Origin of the sequence: Amycolatopsis antarctica (assembly GCF_002262875.1) — a bacterium.
Taxonomy (GTDB): Bacteria; Actinomycetota; Actinomycetes; order Mycobacteriales; family Pseudonocardiaceae; genus Amycolatopsis; species Amycolatopsis antarctica.
In genome coordinates this window covers 390,081-406,543 of the sequence record NZ_NKYE01000002.1, presented here as the reverse complement: position 1 = coordinate 406,543, position 16,463 = coordinate 390,081, and the positions used below count along the sequence as shown (strand labels likewise).

The following is a 16,463-nucleotide window of genomic DNA, read 5'->3' as shown; positions in this document are numbered from 1 at the left end:
CGGGCCAGCCTACCCAGCGGCGGGCGGGACCCCCGGCTCGCGGCCGTCCTCGAGGATCTCCTTGAGTCCCAGGGCGATCGCCTTCGCCGCGCGGGCCCTGTGGTCGAACTCCCGGCGCAGCGCCCGCGGCCCCGGGGCGCCGTGCGGGGAGGCGCGCAGGAAGTAGTGCAGCAGGGTGCCGTCCAGCACGGGCTCCAGCCACACCTCCATGGTGCCGACGAGCGTGCCACGCACCGTCCAGCGCAGCCCTTCGTCACCGCGGTCGGTGTAGAGCTCCAGCACGAGGTCCGGCCAGTACCGGGTCCACGCCGCCGGATCGGCGAACACCGCCGCGACGGTCGAGGGCGGGACGGCGAGGAAGGTCTCGTCGACGATGTCTAACGTGGCTGCCTGCCCGGCTGCCTGGTCTGTGGTGGACACGAGGTGGAGAATGTCACGTCAGGGATCGATTCCCGGAAACCCGGCATGGCCAGTCGGCCTGCGAAAGGGTTAGGTTAACCGCGAGTAACAACCGTGCCTGCTGCAAACTCGGAGGTCCACGTGCGCGAATACAGCGCTCCAGCAACCCGGACTGTGTCCGACGACGAGAACCTGTCCGACGTCGTGTGGGCGAATGCCGAACGCTTCGGGGATTCGGTCAGTTTCCGCAAGCAGGTCGACGGTACCTGGCTCGACGTGACCGCGCGCGATTTCGCCGCCGAGGTGCTCACCGTCGCCAAGGGCCTGATGCGGGCGGGCGTCGAGCAGGGCGACCGCGTCGCGCTGATGTCGAAGACCCGGTACGAGTGGACCCTGTTCGACTTCGCGATCTGGGCGGCGGGCGGCGTCACCGTCCCGATCTACGACACGTCCTCCGCCGAGCAGGTGCACTGGATCGTGTCCGACTCGCAGGCGAAGGTCGCGCTGCTGGAGACCGACGAGCACATGGCGAAGCTCGAAGAGGTCCGCGGCAGGCTCGACGGGCTCGTGCACGCCTGGCAGATCGACGGCGAGAAGCCCGCGGTCGGCGAACTCACCACCCTCGGCGCGGACGCCGCCGACGACGAGGTGCACGCCCGCCGCCGTGCCGTCACGGCCGCGGAGATCGCCACCGTCGTCTACACCTCCGGCACCACCGGGCGCCCCAAGGGCGTCCAGCTCACCCACCACAACCTGCTCTCCGAGATCCGCGCCGACATCGAGGCCTTCCCGCAGCTCATGGAACCGGGCAACTCGTTGCTGGCGTTCCTGCCGATGGCGCACATCCTGGCCAGGGCGATCTCGGTGACGGCGCTGACCGCCAGGGTCACCCTCGGGCACACGCCCGACATCAAGAACCTGGTCGCCGACCTCGGCACCTTCCGACCGACCTTCGTGGTCGCGGTGCCGAGGGTGTTCGAGAAGGTCTACAACAGCGCGAAACTCAAGGCCCACTCCGAGGGCAAGGGCAAGATCTTCGACGCCGCCGAGGCCACCGCCGTGGCGTACAGCCGGGCGCAGGACACCGGGGGCGCGGGCCTCGGACTGAAGGTCAAGCACGCGCTGTTCGACAAGCTGGTCTACACGAAACTGCGGGCGGCGCTCGGCGGCCGCTGCAAGGCGGCCGTCTCCGGCGGGGCCCCGCTCGGCGAACAGCTCGCGCACTTCTTCCGCGGCATCGGCGTGCCGGTGTTCGAGGGGTACGGCCTGACCGAGACCTCGGCCGCCGCGAACGTCAACACCGAGAGCGCGTTCAAGGTGGGAACCGTCGGCAGGCCGGTGGCGGGCACCTCGGTGCGCATCGCCGAGGACGGCGAGGTGATGCTGAAGGGTGCCGTCGTGTTCGGTGCCTACTGGAACAACGCCGACGCCACCGCCGAATCGCTGGAGGACGGCTGGTTCCACACCGGCGATCTGGGCGAGCTGGACGAGGAGGGTTTCCTCCGGATCACCGGGCGGAAGAAGGAGATCATCGTGACGGCGGGTGGCAAGAACGTCGCCCCGTCCGGCCTCGAGGACAGCATCCGGGCGAACCCGCTGATCAGCCAGGCGATGGTGGTCGGTGACCAGCGGCCGTTCATCGGCGCGCTGGTCACCATCGACGAGGAGTTCTTCCCCACCTGGAAGTCCCAGCACGGCAAGCCCGAGAACGCCACCGTCGCCGAACTCGCGGGCGACGAGCAGCTCCGCGCGGACGTACAGGCGGCGGTCGACGAGGCGAACAGGGCCGTCTCGCAGGCGGAGGCGATCAGGAAGTTCAGCATCCTGCCCGCGGACTTCAGCGAGGCCGGCGGCGAGATGACCCCGAGCCTCAAGCTCAAGCGCAACGTGGTCAGCAAGAACTACGCCGACGACATCGAATCCCTGTACCGCAAGTGATCCACGGCCGTCGCGCCGGTTCCGGTCCGGAACCGGCGCGACGGTCCGGCAGGCGCGCGCGCCTGCCGGACGGCTCAGCCGCGCTGCCCGTCCACCCAGCGTGAGACCACGTCACCGAGCACCGACAGCGGCAGGTTTCCGTTGCCCAGCACGACATCGTGGAAGGCGCGGATGTCGAACCGCTCCCCCAGTGCCTCGGCCGCGTCGGCCCGCACCCGCTCGATCTCCAGCCGTCCCACCATGTACGACAGTGCCTGCGCGGGGTTGGCCACGTAGCGGTCGATCTCCGCCTCGATCTCCAGCCCGGACATCGGGGTGTTCGCGGCGAGGAACTCCACCGCGCGCCCCCTGCTCCAGCCGAGCGCGTGCAGCCCGGTGTCCACGACGAGCCGCCCGGCGCGCATCGAGTCCTGGGTCAGCATCCCGAACTTCGCCACGTCGTCGGAGTAGAGCCCCATCTCGTCGGCCAGCCGTTCGGCGTAGAGTCCCCAGCCCTCGATGAAGGCGTTGACGTCGGCGAGCCTGCGGAGCAACGGCATCTCGGTCTGGCCGAGTGCGATGCCGAGCTGGAAATGGTGCCCGGGAACGGCTTCGTGGAACGCGATGGCCTCGGCCGTGTGCCGGAAACGCTGGGTGGCCTCGAAGGTGTTCGCGAAGTAGACGCCCGGGCGGGAACCGTCCAGAGCGGGAAGCTGGTAGTAGGCGATGGTGCCGCCCACCGCCTCCGCGGGCGGGACCGGACGCACCTCGCACTGTCCGGCGGGAAGCAGTCCGAACCACTGGGGCGCAACGGCTTCCGCGCGGCGGATGGCCGAGCGCGCCGCCTCCAGCAGCTCGTCGCCGTCGCGCCAGCGCAGCGCCGGGTCGGTACGCAGCCGCTCGAAGATCTCGGCCAGGTCGGTGCTGCCGAACACCCGCTCGCCGAGCACGCGGTACTGCGCGGCCAGATCCTCGATCAGCGCGAGACCGATCTCGTGCAGTTCGTGCGCCGAGCGGTCGGTGGTGGTGTGCACCCGGATCAGGCCCTCGTAGCGTGCCGCGCCACCCGGCTGCGCGCCGAGACCCGGCCGGTCGGCCGGCACCGCGTGCGGCGCGAGTTCGTCGCGCAGGAAGTCGCGGTACCGGGCGTAGGCCGGGCGGACGGCATCAGCGAGCAGGCGGTCGCGTTCGGCGGCGAAGTCCGGCAGATCGATCTCGGGGTCGATGGCCAGCGGGTCGGTCTCCGGGGCGCCGAGGTAACGCTGCGCGTAGTCGACACCGGCCTGTACCAGGAAATCCGGTGGGACGAGGCCGTCCGCCAGACCGCGGCGCTGGCGGTCGGCGACGGCGTCCAGATAGGACGGCAGCGCGGCGAGCCTGGCGAGGTACCCGCGGGCCTTCGCCTCGTCGTTGAGGGTCAGGGAGGGCAGCATGGTCAGCGGCGAGTAGGCGGGTGAGGAGAGACCGTCGCTGACGCTGAACTCGACCAGCCGCGAGTCCAGGGTGTCCAGCGCCGCGTTCGCCTGCTGCACCACCACGTCCCGGGTCACCGCGCGGACCTCGTCGAGGCCCGACGGGTCGATCGCGGCGGCCCGGCCGGCGATGTCGCGCATCGCCGACCGGATCCGGTCCTCGGCCGCCGGGCTCGGATCGGGCAGCCGGTCGTGCGTCCCGTCCAGCCCGAGTACCGACGGCCACAGCGGCTCCATCTCGAACAGGACATCGACGTACTCCTCGGCGAGGCGGTCGACCTCCTGCCGCACCGGCACCCGCGTTCCCGTCTCCGTCCCTGTCCTCGTGTCGTCAGTCACTCGCTCCACCTTTCCGCACCCATTCGGTGACGATGTCGTCCAGTACCGACAGCGGCAGCGCCCCGCCGCCGAGCACGAGGTCGTGGAAAGCGCGCAGATCGAAGCGCTCGCCCAGCGCGGCCGCGGCCCGGGCGCGGATGCGCTCGATCTCCAACCGTCCCACCATGTACGCCAGCGCCTGCCCCGGCCACGCGATGTATCTGTCCACTTCGGACTCGATCTCGACCGGCGGCATCGGCGTGTGCGCCAGCAGGAAGTCCACCGCCTGCTGCCTGCTCCACCCGTGCGCGTGCAGGCCGGTGTCCACGACGAGCCTGCCCGCACGCATCGAATCGAGCGCCAGCATGCCGAGCCGCGCGACATCGCCGGAGTACAGCCCCATCTCGTCGGCCAGCCGCTCGGCGTAGAGCCCCCACCCCTCGCTGTAGGCGGTGAACTCGCTGATCCGCCGCAACAACGGCAACTCGGCCAGCTCCAGGGCCAGCGAAAGCTGGAAATGGTGCCCTGGAACGGCTTCGTGGAAGGCGACCGCCTCGGCGGCGTGCCGGAACCGTTCGGTCACCTCATGGGTGTTGGCGAAGTAGACACCGGGCTGCGCCCCGTCCGCGGACGGCGGCATGTAGTAGGCGGGCGGGCCGCCCGGGGCCTCGGCTGCGGGCACGGCCTCGACCACACAGGGCTGCGGCGGCACGGCGCCGAACCAAACAGGTGCGGCGTCCTGGGCTCTGCCGATCGCGGCCCGCGCGGCGCCCAGCAACTCCTCGGCGTCCCGCCAGCGCAGCTCCGGATCGGTCCGCATCCGTCGGAAGACCTCGGCCTGCTCACCGGTGCCGAACACCCGCCGGCCGATCTCGGCGTACTCGGTACCCAGCCGTTCGATGATGTCGAGGCCGGTGCGGTGCAGTTCGGCCGGTGTGCGGTCGGTGGTGGTGTGCACCCGCGCGAGCGAGGCGTAGATCTCCGCGCCGCCGGGAAGCCAGCCGATCCCGGGACGCTCGGCCGGCCTGCCGTGCGGCAGCACCTCCGTCTCGAGCGCGTCCCGGTAGGCGGCGAAGGCAGGGCGCACCCGGGTCGCGAGCAGGCCGCGGCGTTCGCTCTCGAACTCCTCGTCCGGCGCCTCCTGGCGCAGCAGTGGATCCGCGTCCGGGTCGGCTAGGTACCGGTCGAGGTGCGCGATCGCTGCCCGTACCAGGTGCGCGACCGGCAGCAGACCATCGGCGATTCCCGCCCGGTGGCGTTCCAGTGCCTGCTCGAGATGGACCGGGATCGCCGCCAGCCTGCCGAGATGCGCGTCCGCCTCGTCCGGCTCGGTCACCGTGATCATCGGCAGCATCATCAGCAGGGCCACGGCGGGCGAGACGAACAGGTCGGTGACCGCGAAATCGGTCAGTCTGCTGTCGATGCCCTCGACGTGTGCCCGCGCCTGGGCCAGGATCACCCGGCGGGTCACCCGCTCCGGCGGGTCCAACGTCTCCGGATCCACTGCCCTGGCGCGATCGGCGAGACCGGTCAGCGCCGCCCGCTGCCGCCTGCCCGCCTCCGCACCGAGGTCGGCCAGCCCCTCGGCGGCACGGTCGGTGCCGAGCAGCGCGGGCCAGATCGGATCGGCGGCGAACATCAGCCCGACGAGTTCGTCGGCGAGCGCGCTGATCGGCGAGCCCGCCGCCTCGGGGCCGGGCTTCTCGGAACGCGACCGGTCCTGACCGGTCGCCGGAGTCGACGGTGACATGTACCCGAGCCTAGGGGGGTCCGGGTGTCCGCCGCCGGGCTTTCCGGCAGTCGCCGGGCGCGGCCACGCCGGAGGGCCCGAGGCGGTAGCGTGCCAGCCGTGGCCGTGACCGATCCCGTGGATGCGCGCCTGCTCGCCGCGCTGGCCGAGCAGGGCAAGGCCGCCGTGCACGAACTGGCCGCGAAAGTCGGCATGGATCCGCGCGAGGTCGCCTACCGGCTCGTCGCACTGTCCGGCAGCGGCCTGCCGCTGCTCGTCGGAGTGGAGTGCGATCCGCAGGGCGTCCGCGCCGCCGTGTCGGGCTCCCGGGCACCCCAGCAACAGCCCGCCCAGCAACCCCAGCAGCAGCAGCCGCCCGCGCAGCCGCAGCAGGTGCGGGGGGCTCCGTCCGGGGCGTACCCGGTCGGGCAGCACACCCCCGGACCGCAGCACGTGCACGGCCTGCCCTCGGGCTCCTACCAGGTACAGGGAGTTCCGTCCGGGGCGTACCCGGTGCACGGCGCCCCCTCCGGCTCCTACACCGTGCAGGGAGCACCTCCCGGGCAGCAAGGCAGGCCCGCGCAGATCCAGCAGCCCTATCCGCCACAGCAGTACGCCCGGCCACCCGCCCCGCACCATCAGGTGACACAGGGACCGGCGCCACAAGGGCACACACCGCCCGCGCAGGTCCGGCCGGACCCGGTGATGAGCACCTGGGGACCACCGCAGAGCGCGTCCTGGGCGCGGGGCGACCAGCGGCCCGCCGAGCCCGCACCCGCGCAGGCACGCGCGGGCCGCAGCGGGGACGTGCTGGAGACCCACGGACTGGAGGGCGAGCAGCTCGCCATCCAGCTCCTCGAAGTGCAGGATCCGGCGGACTTCCTGTTCAGCGCGGCGGGCTACCGGCTCGACGACGGGGAGCGCGCGGTCGTCGTGCACACCGAGATCACCAATCGGGGAGCGATTCCCTTCGCCTCGCTGCCGGACAACTACCTCGAACTCGTCGCGGCGGACGGCACCGCCATCGGCAAGGCGCCGGTGTCACTGTCCTCGCGCCCTCCGCACCGGATCGGGGTTCGGCCGGGCGAGACGGCGGGCGGGCACACCGTCTACGTACTGCCGGACGCCACGCGCGTCGTGTCGGTGCGCTGGAACGCCCGGCCGGACTCCGACGAACGCTCGGTCACCTGGTCACTCGACGACTGACCCACCGGCAGGCCCGGTGCTGCCGGGCATCCGGTGCAGGACGACGATGCCGCCGTGCACCGGCTGGTCGAGGCGCTGGTCCTCGGTCTCGACGTAGGCGTCGATCACCGCGCAGATCCGCCGGTCCAGCTCGGCAAGGTCCTCCTCGGACAGATGCGGGGCGAAACGGGCGTAGGTGCGGACCGAGTCCGGCCCCGCCTCGCGCAGTTCCTGCTGGAACGCCTCGATCGGCGCTGCCGCGGCGGCCGAGACGGCGGCGTCCCGCGGCGGGGTGAACCACCAGGACTGGCGTGTGGAGCGGATCGGCCGGCTGACCGGCGCCGCCGGGTGTCAGGACTCGGCGCGCAGGATTTCCAGCGCGGACGCGAGATCGTCCGGGTACTCGCTGGTGAACTCCACCCAGCGGCCGTCGGCGGGGTGCGCGAAGCCCAGACTGCGGGCGTGCAGCCACTGCCGCGACAGCGCGAGCCTGCGCGCCAGTACCGGATCGGCGCCATAGGTCAGATCGCCGACGCAGGGGTGCTTCAGCGCCGAGAAGTGCACCCGGATCTGGTGCGTACGCCCGGTTTCCAGCTTGATCGCCGTCAGCGAGGCGGCACGAAAGGCCTCCGTCACCTCGTAGTGGGTGACGCTCGGCCGTCCCCCGGCGACGACGGCGAACTTGTAGTCGTGCCGGGGGTGGCGGTCGATCGGGGCGTCGATGGTGCCGCGCGTCGGATCGGGATGGCCCTGCACGAGCGCGTGGTAACCCTTGTCGACGGTGCGTTCCTTGAACGCCCGCTTCAGCACGGTGTAGGCGTGCTCACTCTTCGCCACCACCATCACGCCGGTGGTGCCCGCGTCGAGGCGGTGCACCACGCCCTGCCGCTCGGCGGCCCCGGAGGTGGAGATCCGCAGCCCGGCCGCGGCCAGTCCGCCCACCACGGTGGGCCCGGTCCAGCCGGGACTGGGGTGCACTGCCACGCCGACCGGTTTGTCGATGATCGCGATGTCGTCGTCGGAGTGCAGGACCCGCATGCCCTCGACCGGCTCGGCTACCACCTGGACGGCCTGCGCGGGTTCCGGCAGCGTCACCTCCAGCAGGCCACCTGCCGCGAGACGGTCGGACTTGCCCGCGGGCCTGCCGTCGAGAAGGACGTCACCGGAGGCGGCCAGCTCGGCGACGGCGGTGCGGGAGAGGCCGAGCATCTTCGCCAGGCCCGCGTCGACGCGCATTCCGTCGAGACCGTCCGGGACGGGCAGCATCCGGGCGCTCACGCGCCGTCCCCCTCGGCGGTTCCCGCCGCGGCGGCCTTACGGTCCTGTGTGGACGTACCGTCGTAGTCCTTACCCAGCAAGGAAAGCACCACGATCAGCACGGCCCCGACACACACCGCGGAGTCGGCGACGTTGAACACCGGCCAGGCCTCGCCGTTGGGGGCGAACGCGGACAGGAAGTCGACGACGTGACCCTGGAACGGGGCGGGCGCGCGGAACACGCGGTCCACCACGTTGCCGAGCGCGCCGGCGAGCACGAGGCCGAGCCCGACCGCCCAGCCCGCCGACCGGATTCGCCGGGCGAACCAGACGATCGCGAACGCGACGAGGATCTTCACCACCGCCAGCACCCACGTCATGTCGACACCCATCCCGAAGGCAGCGCCGGGGTTGCGGACGAGCTGCAGGTACATCGCGCCGCCGAGCACCCGGACCGGCTCGCTGCCCTCCAGCGTCGCCGCGGCGATCACCTTGGTGACGACGTCGAGGAGCAGGAACACCGCGGCGACGGCGGCCAGCAGTCCCACCCGGCGCGGTGGACGGGGCGGGGCGGGCGGTCCCGGCACCTCGGCATCCGCGCTCGCGGAAGTGCTGCCTGCGGTGTCGACGTCCTCGGGGCGTTCGGTGCTCACCTCCGCATTGTCCACTGTCCGGCTCAGCGGAGGAACGGCGGCAGCTCCCGCGGGTCCGGGGTGGGCGCCCAGCGTCCGTCCAGCTCCGCGTAGGACCACCGCTCACCCCCGGTGACCAGCCGTCGCAATGCGGTCACCAGCCGGTCCACGTGCTCGGTCGTGGTACCGAGTCCGATGCTCGCCCGCAGCGCCTTCGCCCCGCCGGTTCCGGTGCGCCCGACCAGCCTGCGGGTGGCGATGTGCGCGCAGAACGCGCCGTCCCGCACGCCGATGCCGTACTCGGCGGACAGGGCCGCGGCCACCCGGCCGGGGTCGTGGCCCTCGATCACGAAGCTCACGGTGCCGACCACGTCGGCCACGGCCGGATCGTCGGCGAACAGGCGCAGCGTGTGCAGTCCGGGCACCCCGGCGAGGCCTCTGCGCAGCCGCGCCAGCAGCTCGTCCTCGTGGGCGGCGACCGCCCCGGCGTGGCGTTCGAGTTCGGCGCAGGCCACACCGAGGGCATACACGCCGACCGTGTTCGGTGAGCCGCCCTCGTGCCGTTCCGGGCCGTCGTTCCAGGCGACGGTGACTCGTTCCCCGTCGGCGGCGACCGACCTGCTCGCGCCACCACCGGCCAGGTACGGCGGCGCGGCCCGGAGCCAGTCGGCCCGGCCGGCGAGGGCGCCGGCGCCGAACGGCGCGTAGAGCTTGTGGCCGGAGATCGCGACGTAGTCGACGTCCAGCTCGCGCAGCGAGATGGGGCGGTGCGGGGCGAGCTGTGCCCCGTCGAGTGCGATCCGGGCACCGTGCCTGCGGGCGACGGCGGCGAACTCGGCGACCGGCAGGACCTCGCCGGTGACGTTCGACGCGCCGGTCACGACGACAAGGCGCGGACCCTCGGGACAGTCGGCGAGCGCGGCGTCCAGCGCGGCGATCGCGCCGGACCGGGTGCTCGGCGTGGCGATCCGGCGGACGTGCGGGCCGCGCCACGGCAGCAGTGCCGCGTGGTGCTCGGTGTCGAACTGCACGACGGCGGTGTGCCGGGGCACCGAGCGGGCCAGCAGGGTGAGGGCGTCGGTGGTGTTGCGGGTGAAGACGACGGTGTCGCCCCGCCGGGCACCGAGGAAGCGGGCGACGATGTCACGGCTGCGCTCGTGCACGCGGGTGGACACCTGCGAGGCGAAGCCGGCGCCGCGGTGCACGCTGGCGTACCAGGGCAGGAACTCGTCCACCGCGCGGCGGACCTCGGCCAGGCACGGTGCGCTCGCGGCGTGGTCGAGGTTGGCGTACTCGCGGGTGCCCCCGGTGACCAGCGGAACCCGCAGGCCCGCACCGGCCACGGCCGGAACCGCCCGCGGAGCGCGGGCGACCGGGGCGGGAGCGGGCACGGTGTCGATGCGGTCGAGTGCGAGCGTCATGGCGTCTCCTCGGCGGTCCGGGACCCCGGGTGACGACCGGCGGAGTCCGCGCTTGCCCACCGCGGGATCGCGACGGGCCAGGTCCTCACCCGGGGCACCCCACCGCGGAAGGAGGGTTGCCGGCCAGCGAGCCGGGGCTTGACGCTGGCGCTCATGACCTGCCGAAACGTTAGCCCATCACCGGGAGCCGGGGCGAACCGTTCCAGCCCGTGGGAGCGCGGAGCTCAGCCGCCGCCCGACTCGCCGTGCCACCGGGCGAGCCTGCCCGCGCGGTCCACGGCCCGGATCCGTCGTTCGGCCGCCGACCGTGCGGATTCGGTGGCCACCACCAGCAACTGGTCACCCACCTGCAGCCTGCTGGTGGCCTGCGGGGTGAACCCGGCTCCCTTGCGCACCACCAGGCTCACCGAGGCACCGACCGGCAGCCGGAGCTCGGACAGGTAGACGCCGTGCAACCGCGATCCCTGCTGGATCCGCACCTGCAGCAGTTCGGCGCCCAGCTCGTCCAGCGGGGCGGAGTCCACCTCGATCTCCTGGGCCCTGGCCGCGGTGTCCAGGCGGAGCAGTCGCGCCAGCCAGGCCAGGGTGGTGCCCTGCAACAGGGTCAGCACGAAGACGAGCACGAAGACGGCGTCGACGAGTTGCTGTGCGCCCGGCACACCCTCGGCGAGCGGGATCATCGCGAGCACGATCGGCACGGCACCGCGTAATCCCGCCCAGGACAGGAACGCCTGGTCCCGCCAGGGTAATCGGAACGGCAGGCAGGACAGCGCGACCGACACCGGCCGCGCCACCAGCAGCACCACGGCGCCTGCCACCAGGCCGGGGATCACCGCGTCGAGCAGACGGCCCGGCGAGGCGAACAGGCCCAGCAGCACGAACAGCCCGATCTGCGAGAGCCAGCCCAGCCCCTCGGCGAAGGACAGCGTGTCGGAACGGTGCGGCAGCCGGGAGTTGCCCAGGACGACCCCGGCCACGTAGGTGGCGAGCAGGCCGGAGGCGTGCGCGAGCTGCCCCGAGGAGTAGGCGAGGACGCAGACCGCGACCGTGGCCACCGGGTAGAGGCCGGTGGCCGGCAGGGCCGCCCTGCGCAGCGCCTGCGCGCCCAGCCAGCCCAGCGCCAGCCCGACCACCAGCCCGGCGCCGAGCTCGTAGACGACCAGCAGCGGAAGAGTCCAGTCGACCGTCGTGCCGGTGGCGAGCACGACCACCGCGATGTAGGCGGGTGCGTCGTTGATGCCGGACTCGAGCTCCAGGGAGCCGACCAGCCGCTTGCCCACCCCGGCGGACCGCAGCACCGAGAACACCGCGGCCGCGTCGGTGGACGCGAGCACCGCGCCCCACAGCAGGGCCATCCGCCAGTCGAGGCCGAGCAGCCAGTGCAGGAGACCGCCGGTGATCGCGATGCTGATCACGACGCCCACCGTGGACATCGCGATTCCGGGCCCCAGCGAGGGTTTCACCGCCGACCAGCGGGTGGTGAGCCCGCCCTCGGCGAGGATCATCACCAGCGCCGCCAGTCCCAGCGACTTCGTCAGCGAAGCGTCGTCGAACTCGATGCCCAGGCCCGCCTCGCCGATGAGCACACCGATGCCGAGGTAGAGCAGCAGCGAGGGCAGACCGATCTTGATCGACACCCGAACGGCCAGCACGGCCAGCAGCAGCACACCCGCGCCGACCCCCAGCACGACCGGGAGGTTCTCCATCGCCACCCCTTCCTCGCCGTGCCCGCCGGGGTCATTCTTCCGTAGGACCCTTCGGCCACTCACCATCACCACCCCCATCCGGACAGAACATCCGAAAGACCCTGGTGCGGGCCGGGTCCGGTACAGCAGCCTGCGAAGGAACCGAACGCGACCGTGACAGGAGTTCGCATGTCCCTGCGCAGCACCCTCACCCGTGGTCTGCCGGCGTTGCTGGCCACCAGCGCGCTGCTCGCCGGCGGTGTCGCCGTGGCCGCCCCCGCGACGACCGCGGCTCCGCCGGACATCCCGATCGCCGACGTGCAGGCACATCTCACGGCGCTGAACGACGTGGCCGCCGCCAACGGCGGGAACCGCGCGCACGGCCAGCCCGGGCAGAAGGCCACCATCGACTTCCTCAAGGCCACGCTCGACGAGGCCGGGTTCGAGACGTCCGTGCAGGAGTTCGAGGTGCAGGGCGCGACCGGCTACAACCTGATCGCCGACTGGACCGCGGGCGACGCGAACCAGGTGCTGATGCTCGGCGGCCACTCCGACGGCGTCGAGGCCGGACCGGCCATCAACGACAACGGCACCGGGTCGGCCGCCCTGCTTGAGGTGGCGCTGACCGTCGCCGAGCAGCAGCTCCAGCCGGCGAAGAAGCTGCGCTTCGGCTGGTGGGGTGCCGAAGAACTGGGCCTGGTCGGTTCCACCGAGTACGTGGAGTCGCTGCCGCAGGCCGAACGGGACAAGATCACCGGGTACCTGAACTTCGACATGCTCGGTTCGCCCAACGCCGGCTACTTCGCCTACGACCCGAGTGACCAGCCGGAGGGCTCCGCGGAGCTGCAGGCGCCGCTGAACGAGTTCCTGGCCGGAGCGGGCGTGCAGACCGAGGACACCGCGATCGGCGGCCGGTCCGACCACGCGGCCTTCGCCGACGCCGGCATCCCGACCGCCGGGCTGTTCTCCGGCGCCGAGGACGTCAAGACCGAGGCGCAGGCCGAACTGTGGGGCGGCACGGCGGGTGAGGCCTTCGACCCGTGCTACCACCAGGCCTGCGACACGCTGGACAACATCGACGTCGAGTCGCTGGACAAGATGACCGACGCTGTCGCGCACGCGGCCTGGACGCTGGCGGGCTGACCGGGTTCGCCGGACGCCGCCCGCGCCCGGGATCGGTGCGGGCGGCGCGCGGCGCCGGCGGGGCGTGGCCGGTGGGTTAGCGTCGGGCGATGGGCACCATCGAGTCGGTCAACGTCGGGACCGCGACCCCGAGCGAGCACACCGGTCCCGGGATCACCGGCATCGCCAAACGACCGGTGCCCGGCCGGATCGCCGTGACGGCCCCGGGACCGAGGGGCAGCGGGGGCAGCGGTCTCGCCGGCGATGCCGTCTGCGATCTGCGCTTCCACGGCGGCGACGACAAGGCCGTCTACGCCTATGCCGCGGAGGATCTGCGGTACTGGGCGGGGGAACTGGACCCGCCCCCGGGGCCGGGGACCTTCGGCGAGAACCTGACCACGGCCGGACTGGACCTCACCGGCGCGCTGATCGGCCAGCGCTGGCAGGTGGGCGGGGAACTGGTGCTGGAGGTGTCCGGGCCGCGGATCCCGTGCCGCACGTTCGCGGCCGCGATCGGTGTCCCACGCTGGGTCCGGACATTCATGGCGGCCCGCAGGCCGGGGACCTACCTGCGGGTGATCACCCCCGGAACGGTCGCGGCGGGCGACCCGGTCCGGTCCGTGCACACCCCGGACCACGAGGTGACGATCACGCTGGCGTTCCGGGCGCTGACCACCGAGCGCTCGCTGCTGCCCCGGTTGCTGCCCGCGGGCATCGCCCTGCCCACCGAGCTGCGCACACCCGCCTCGACGGCGAACTGGTAGGCGCCCGCGCTCTCAGGGCAGGCGGTATCCCATCCCGCGAACCGTGTCGATGCGGTCCGGTCCGATCTTGCGCCGCAGGGTGCGGACATAGACGTCGACCACGTTGGATCCGGGATCGAAGTCGTAACCCCACACGTGCGACAGGATCTGCTCGCGGGAGAGCACCTGCCCCGGATGTCTCAGGAACAGCTCCAGCAGGGCGAACTCCCGCGCCGTCAAGTCCACTGTGGACTCGCTGGTTCTGGCCCGTCTGGTGCGCAGGTCGAGTGAGAGTTCCCCGTTGCGCAGCACGGTGACCTCCGGCGAGCGGTCGGTGGACTTCAGCCGCAGGCGGACCCGGGCGAGCAGTTCCTCGAAGCGGAACGGCTTGGTCATGTAGTCGTCCGCGCCGCCCTCCAGCCCGGCGACCGTGTCGTGCACCGAGTCCCGTGCGGTCAGGATGATCACCGGCAGCGAGACCCGCGCGGCCCGCATCGCCTGCAGTACGGCGAATCCGTCCCGTCTCGGCAGGCCGAGGTCGAGCACCATCAGCTCGAAGTCACCGGTGATCACGGTGGCCAGCGCGGCGTCGCCGTCACCGACGACGGTGGTGGTGAACCCGTTCGCCCGCAGGCCTTTCTCGACGAACGCGGCGATGCGCTGCTCGTCCTCGGCGATCAGGATCCTGCTCATGCGCGGTGGGTCTCCCCGGTCTCGTGTCGTGGTGCCGTCTCGTGCGGGACGGTGTCGTGTCGTGGTGCGGCGGGCAGTTCGATGCCGAAGGTGGCGCCCTGCCCAGGGTCGGACATGACCCTGGCGTTGCCGTGGTGCGCCTCGGCGATGGCCTTGACGATGGCCAGCCCCAGACCGGCGCCACCGCGGCCCGCGCTGCCGTCCGCGGTGGTGGATCCGCGGGCGAAGCGCTCGAAGATCAACGGCGCGTCCTCCGCGGCGACACCGGGTCCGGTGTCGGTGACCCAGAAGGACGCGGACCCGTGGTAGACCGAGGATCCGACCCTGATCTCGGCGTCGTCGGCCGTGTGCGCGACGGCGTTCTGCGCGAGTTGCAGCACGGCCTGGGTGACCCGCTGGTCGTCGAGCCAGGCCTCGCCCTCACCGATCCGTTCGAGCACCCAGCGCCGGGGTGCGATCGCCCGGACCTTGGCGTCGATGTCGCTGGTCAGTTCCGGCACCGACACCCAGCCGGGGCGCAGGAAGTCGGGTTGTTCCGCCTTCGCCAGCAGCAGCAGGTCGCCGACGATGCGGGCCATCCGGTCGAGCTCGTCGGTGCACAGCCGCACCACCTCGGCGCGCTCCGCCGGGTCGTCGCCCATCAGCTCCAGATTGCCGCGGATGATGGTGATCGGGGTGCGCAGTTCGTGCCCGGCGTCGTCGAGGAACTGCCTGCGGGTGGCGAAGGCGCTCTCCAGCCGGTCGAGCATCGCGTTGAACTGCTCGGCCAGCGCGGCGAGGTCGTCCCGGCCGTGCACCGGGATCCGGGTGGTGAGGTCGTGTTCGGTGAGCTCGGCCGCGGCGCGGCGCACATCGCGCACCGGAGCGAGGATCTGGCCCGCCACCAGCCACGAGACGCCCGCGGCGAGCACGAGGGCGATGGCGCTGATGCCGACCAGCGTGCGCACGGTGGCGTCGACGTCGGTGTGCGCCTGGTCCAGGAAGTATCCGGCCACGAACCAGAAGCGGGCGCCCTCGGGCGTGCCGCCCGGCGGCGGGAGGACGTCGATGCGCAGCCAGCGCATGTCCCCGCCGGTGGTGGCCAGGGTGCCGGTGCCCGCCGGATCGTCGACGATGGAACGCAGCGCCGGATCGTCGAGCACGATGCCGCCGACGGAGTCGTCCGCCTGCTTGACGGTGCCGAGCCGGCCCGCGACGTCGCTGACGCCGAGCAGGATCTCCGCGCGATCCGGGTACTGGCCGCGGAGATGGGCGCGGAACAGCAGGGCCGGATCGGTCGGAGTGCCCGCCTGGCCGGGTTCCCCGCCCTCGCCGGCGACCCGCCGGAACTCGCTGATGTCCTGTTCCAGCGAGCGGTTCACCCGGTCGTCGACGGCCGAGTACTCGAACTCGGCGACCAGGAGCACGACGGTGGCCAGCGCGCCCGTCATCACCAGCACCAGCCAGCCCATGATCTGCACCCGGGCGGGGATCCTGGTGCCGCGGCCCCGTTCCGGCGCCGTCGACTCAGCCGTCGTCGTCATCCGGGCCGTCGATGCCGTCGTCGTCGGGGCCGTCGTCATCGTCGTCGTCCACCGGCGGTGGAGGCGGGAGCTGGGTCGCCTGCTCGGAGGGAACGGGCGGAGTGGGCGACGGGACGGGACTCTGTGTCGGGGAGTTCACCGGATCGCCCGGCCGCAGTTCGCCGACGGTCACCTGCGCGGGTTGCCGCGGTGGTTCGGGCCCGGTGGCGACCAGCATCGCGACACCGGCGGCCACCGGCAGCGCGGCCACCGCGACCAGCGCGAGGATCCGCGGCCAGCGGGTCGGTGTCGATTCGGCCATGAACCCAGTATCGGCGTACGGAGTGGCCGCCCGATGAGGCGAGGGTGAGGATCGCTTCATCTTCAC

Annotated in this window: 15 protein-coding genes and 1 riboswitch; of the genes, 4 read left to right on the top strand and 11 right to left on the bottom strand. The window is 72.2% G+C overall.

The window, feature by feature from the left end; all coding sequences use genetic code 11:
* Positions 1–9 precede the first annotated feature (9 nt).
* On the bottom strand, positions 10–420 hold the full coding sequence (locus CFN78_RS05295; protein WP_094861429.1) for a polyketide cyclase / dehydrase and lipid transport: 411 nt from the start codon (positions 418–420) through the stop codon (positions 10–12).
* A gap of 120 nt (positions 421–540) precedes the next feature.
* Here CFN78_RS05295 and CFN78_RS05290 point away from each other — a divergent pair, with 120 nt between their 5' ends.
* Positions 541–2,337: an AMP-dependent synthetase/ligase gene (locus tag CFN78_RS05290; protein WP_094861428.1), complete on the top strand. Its 1,797-nt coding sequence runs from the start codon at positions 541–543 to the stop codon at positions 2,335–2,337.
* Positions 2,338–2,411: 74 nt separating this feature from the next.
* Here the strand turns inward: CFN78_RS05290 and CFN78_RS05285 are convergent, their stop codons facing one another.
* Together CFN78_RS05285 and CFN78_RS05280 are read right to left on the bottom strand one after the other, a co-directional pair.
* Positions 2,412–4,127 (bottom strand): DUF885 domain-containing protein, encoded by a 1,716-nt coding sequence (locus tag CFN78_RS05285; protein ID WP_240519270.1) that lies wholly within the window; start codon positions 4,125–4,127, stop codon positions 2,412–2,414.
* A complete protein-coding gene (locus CFN78_RS05280) occupies positions 4,120–5,745 on the bottom strand; it encodes a DUF885 domain-containing protein (RefSeq protein ID WP_240519293.1) in 1,626 nt (541 codons plus the stop codon). The genes CFN78_RS05285 and CFN78_RS05280 overlap by 8 nt, the downstream gene beginning before the upstream one ends.
* A 210-nt stretch (positions 5,746–5,955) precedes the next feature.
* Here CFN78_RS05280 and CFN78_RS05275 point away from each other — a divergent pair, with 210 nt between their 5' ends.
* Positions 5,956–7,041: an AsnC family protein gene (locus CFN78_RS05275; protein ID WP_094861426.1), complete on the top strand. Its 1,086-nt coding sequence runs from the start codon at positions 5,956–5,958 to the stop codon at positions 7,039–7,041.
* Here CFN78_RS05275 and CFN78_RS30060 read toward each other — a convergent pair.
* The 5 genes from CFN78_RS30060 to CFN78_RS05255 form a co-directional block, all read right to left on the bottom strand.
* Entirely contained in the window at positions 7,027–7,149 is a 123-nt protein-coding gene (locus tag CFN78_RS30060) for a hypothetical protein (RefSeq protein WP_276307322.1), read from the bottom strand. The genes CFN78_RS05275 and CFN78_RS30060 overlap by 15 nt on opposite strands.
* Before the next feature lie 222 nt (positions 7,150–7,371).
* A complete protein-coding gene (locus CFN78_RS05270) occupies positions 7,372–8,298 on the bottom strand; it encodes an RluA family pseudouridine synthase (RefSeq protein WP_094861425.1) in 927 nt (308 codons plus the stop codon).
* Positions 8,295–8,864 (bottom strand): signal peptidase II, encoded by a 570-nt coding sequence (gene lspA / locus CFN78_RS05265; RefSeq protein ID WP_240519292.1) that lies wholly within the window; start codon positions 8,862–8,864, stop codon positions 8,295–8,297. The genes CFN78_RS05270 and lspA overlap by 4 nt, the downstream gene beginning before the upstream one ends.
* An 89-nt stretch (positions 8,865–8,953) precedes the next feature.
* On the bottom strand, positions 8,954–10,330 hold the full coding sequence (locus CFN78_RS05260) for an aminotransferase class V-fold PLP-dependent enzyme (protein ID WP_094861423.1): 1,377 nt from the start codon (positions 10,328–10,330) through the stop codon (positions 8,954–8,956).
* Positions 10,331–10,373: 43 nt separating this feature from the next.
* Positions 10,374–10,489: riboswitch (SAM riboswitch) on the bottom strand.
* A 65-nt stretch (positions 10,490–10,554) separates the two neighbouring features.
* Positions 10,555–12,036: a potassium/proton antiporter gene (locus tag CFN78_RS05255; protein WP_094861422.1), complete on the bottom strand. Its 1,482-nt coding sequence runs from the start codon at positions 12,034–12,036 to the stop codon at positions 10,555–10,557.
* A 168-nt stretch (positions 12,037–12,204) separates the two neighbouring features.
* Between CFN78_RS05255 and CFN78_RS05250 the strand changes: the two genes are divergently transcribed.
* Together CFN78_RS05250 and CFN78_RS05245 are read left to right on the top strand one after the other, a co-directional pair.
* Entirely contained in the window at positions 12,205–13,158 is a 954-nt protein-coding gene (locus CFN78_RS05250) for a M28 family metallopeptidase (RefSeq protein WP_094861421.1), read from the top strand.
* Positions 13,159–13,247: 89 nt separating this feature from the next.
* A complete protein-coding gene (locus CFN78_RS05245) occupies positions 13,248–13,901 on the top strand; it encodes an MOSC domain-containing protein (RefSeq protein ID WP_094861420.1) in 654 nt (217 codons plus the stop codon).
* Between the two features lie 12 nt (positions 13,902–13,913).
* On the opposite strand, the gene CFN78_RS05240 is transcribed toward CFN78_RS05245, so the two are convergent.
* From CFN78_RS05240 to CFN78_RS05230, 3 genes are read right to left on the bottom strand one after another with little or no spacing between them, the layout of a single operon-like run.
* Positions 13,914–14,573, bottom strand: a complete 660-nt coding sequence (locus tag CFN78_RS05240; protein ID WP_094861419.1) for a response regulator transcription factor — start codon at positions 14,571–14,573, stop codon at positions 13,914–13,916.
* The gene (locus CFN78_RS05235) at positions 14,570–16,096 is read right to left on the bottom strand and encodes a sensor histidine kinase (protein WP_094861418.1); all 1,527 of its coding nucleotides are present in this window, start codon (positions 16,094–16,096) and stop codon (positions 14,570–14,572) included. The genes CFN78_RS05240 and CFN78_RS05235 overlap by 4 nt, the downstream gene beginning before the upstream one ends.
* Positions 16,080–16,397: a hypothetical protein gene (locus CFN78_RS05230; protein ID WP_094861417.1), complete on the bottom strand. Its 318-nt coding sequence runs from the start codon at positions 16,395–16,397 to the stop codon at positions 16,080–16,082. The genes CFN78_RS05235 and CFN78_RS05230 overlap by 17 nt, the downstream gene beginning before the upstream one ends.
* Positions 16,398–16,463 lie beyond the last annotated feature (66 nt).

Excerpts from the sequence above, each read along its gene's own strand:
- CFN78_RS05240 (WP_094861419.1), bottom strand. The coding sequence starts at position 14,573 with ATGAGCAGGATCCTGATCGCCGAGGACGAGCAGCGCATCGCCGCGTTC.
- CFN78_RS05230 (WP_094861417.1), bottom strand. The coding sequence starts at position 16,397 with ATGGCCGAATCGACACCGACCCGCTGGCCGCGGATCCTCGCGCTGGTC.
- CFN78_RS05250 (WP_094861421.1), top strand. The coding sequence starts at position 12,205 with ATGTCCCTGCGCAGCACCCTCACCCGTGGTCTGCCGGCGTTGCTGGCC.
- CFN78_RS05235 (WP_094861418.1), bottom strand. The coding sequence starts at position 16,096 with ATGACGACGACGGCTGAGTCGACGGCGCCGGAACGGGGCCGCGGCACC.
- CFN78_RS05260 (WP_094861423.1), bottom strand. The coding sequence starts at position 10,330 with ATGACGCTCGCACTCGACCGCATCGACACCGTGCCCGCTCCCGCCCCG.
- CFN78_RS05255 (WP_094861422.1), bottom strand. The coding sequence starts at position 12,036 with ATGGAGAACCTCCCGGTCGTGCTGGGGGTCGGCGCGGGTGTGCTGCTG.
- CFN78_RS05245 (WP_094861420.1), top strand. The coding sequence starts at position 13,248 with ATGGGCACCATCGAGTCGGTCAACGTCGGGACCGCGACCCCGAGCGAG.
- CFN78_RS05280 (WP_240519293.1), bottom strand. The coding sequence starts at position 5,745 with ATGTTCGCCGCCGATCCGATCTGGCCCGCGCTGCTCGGCACCGACCGT.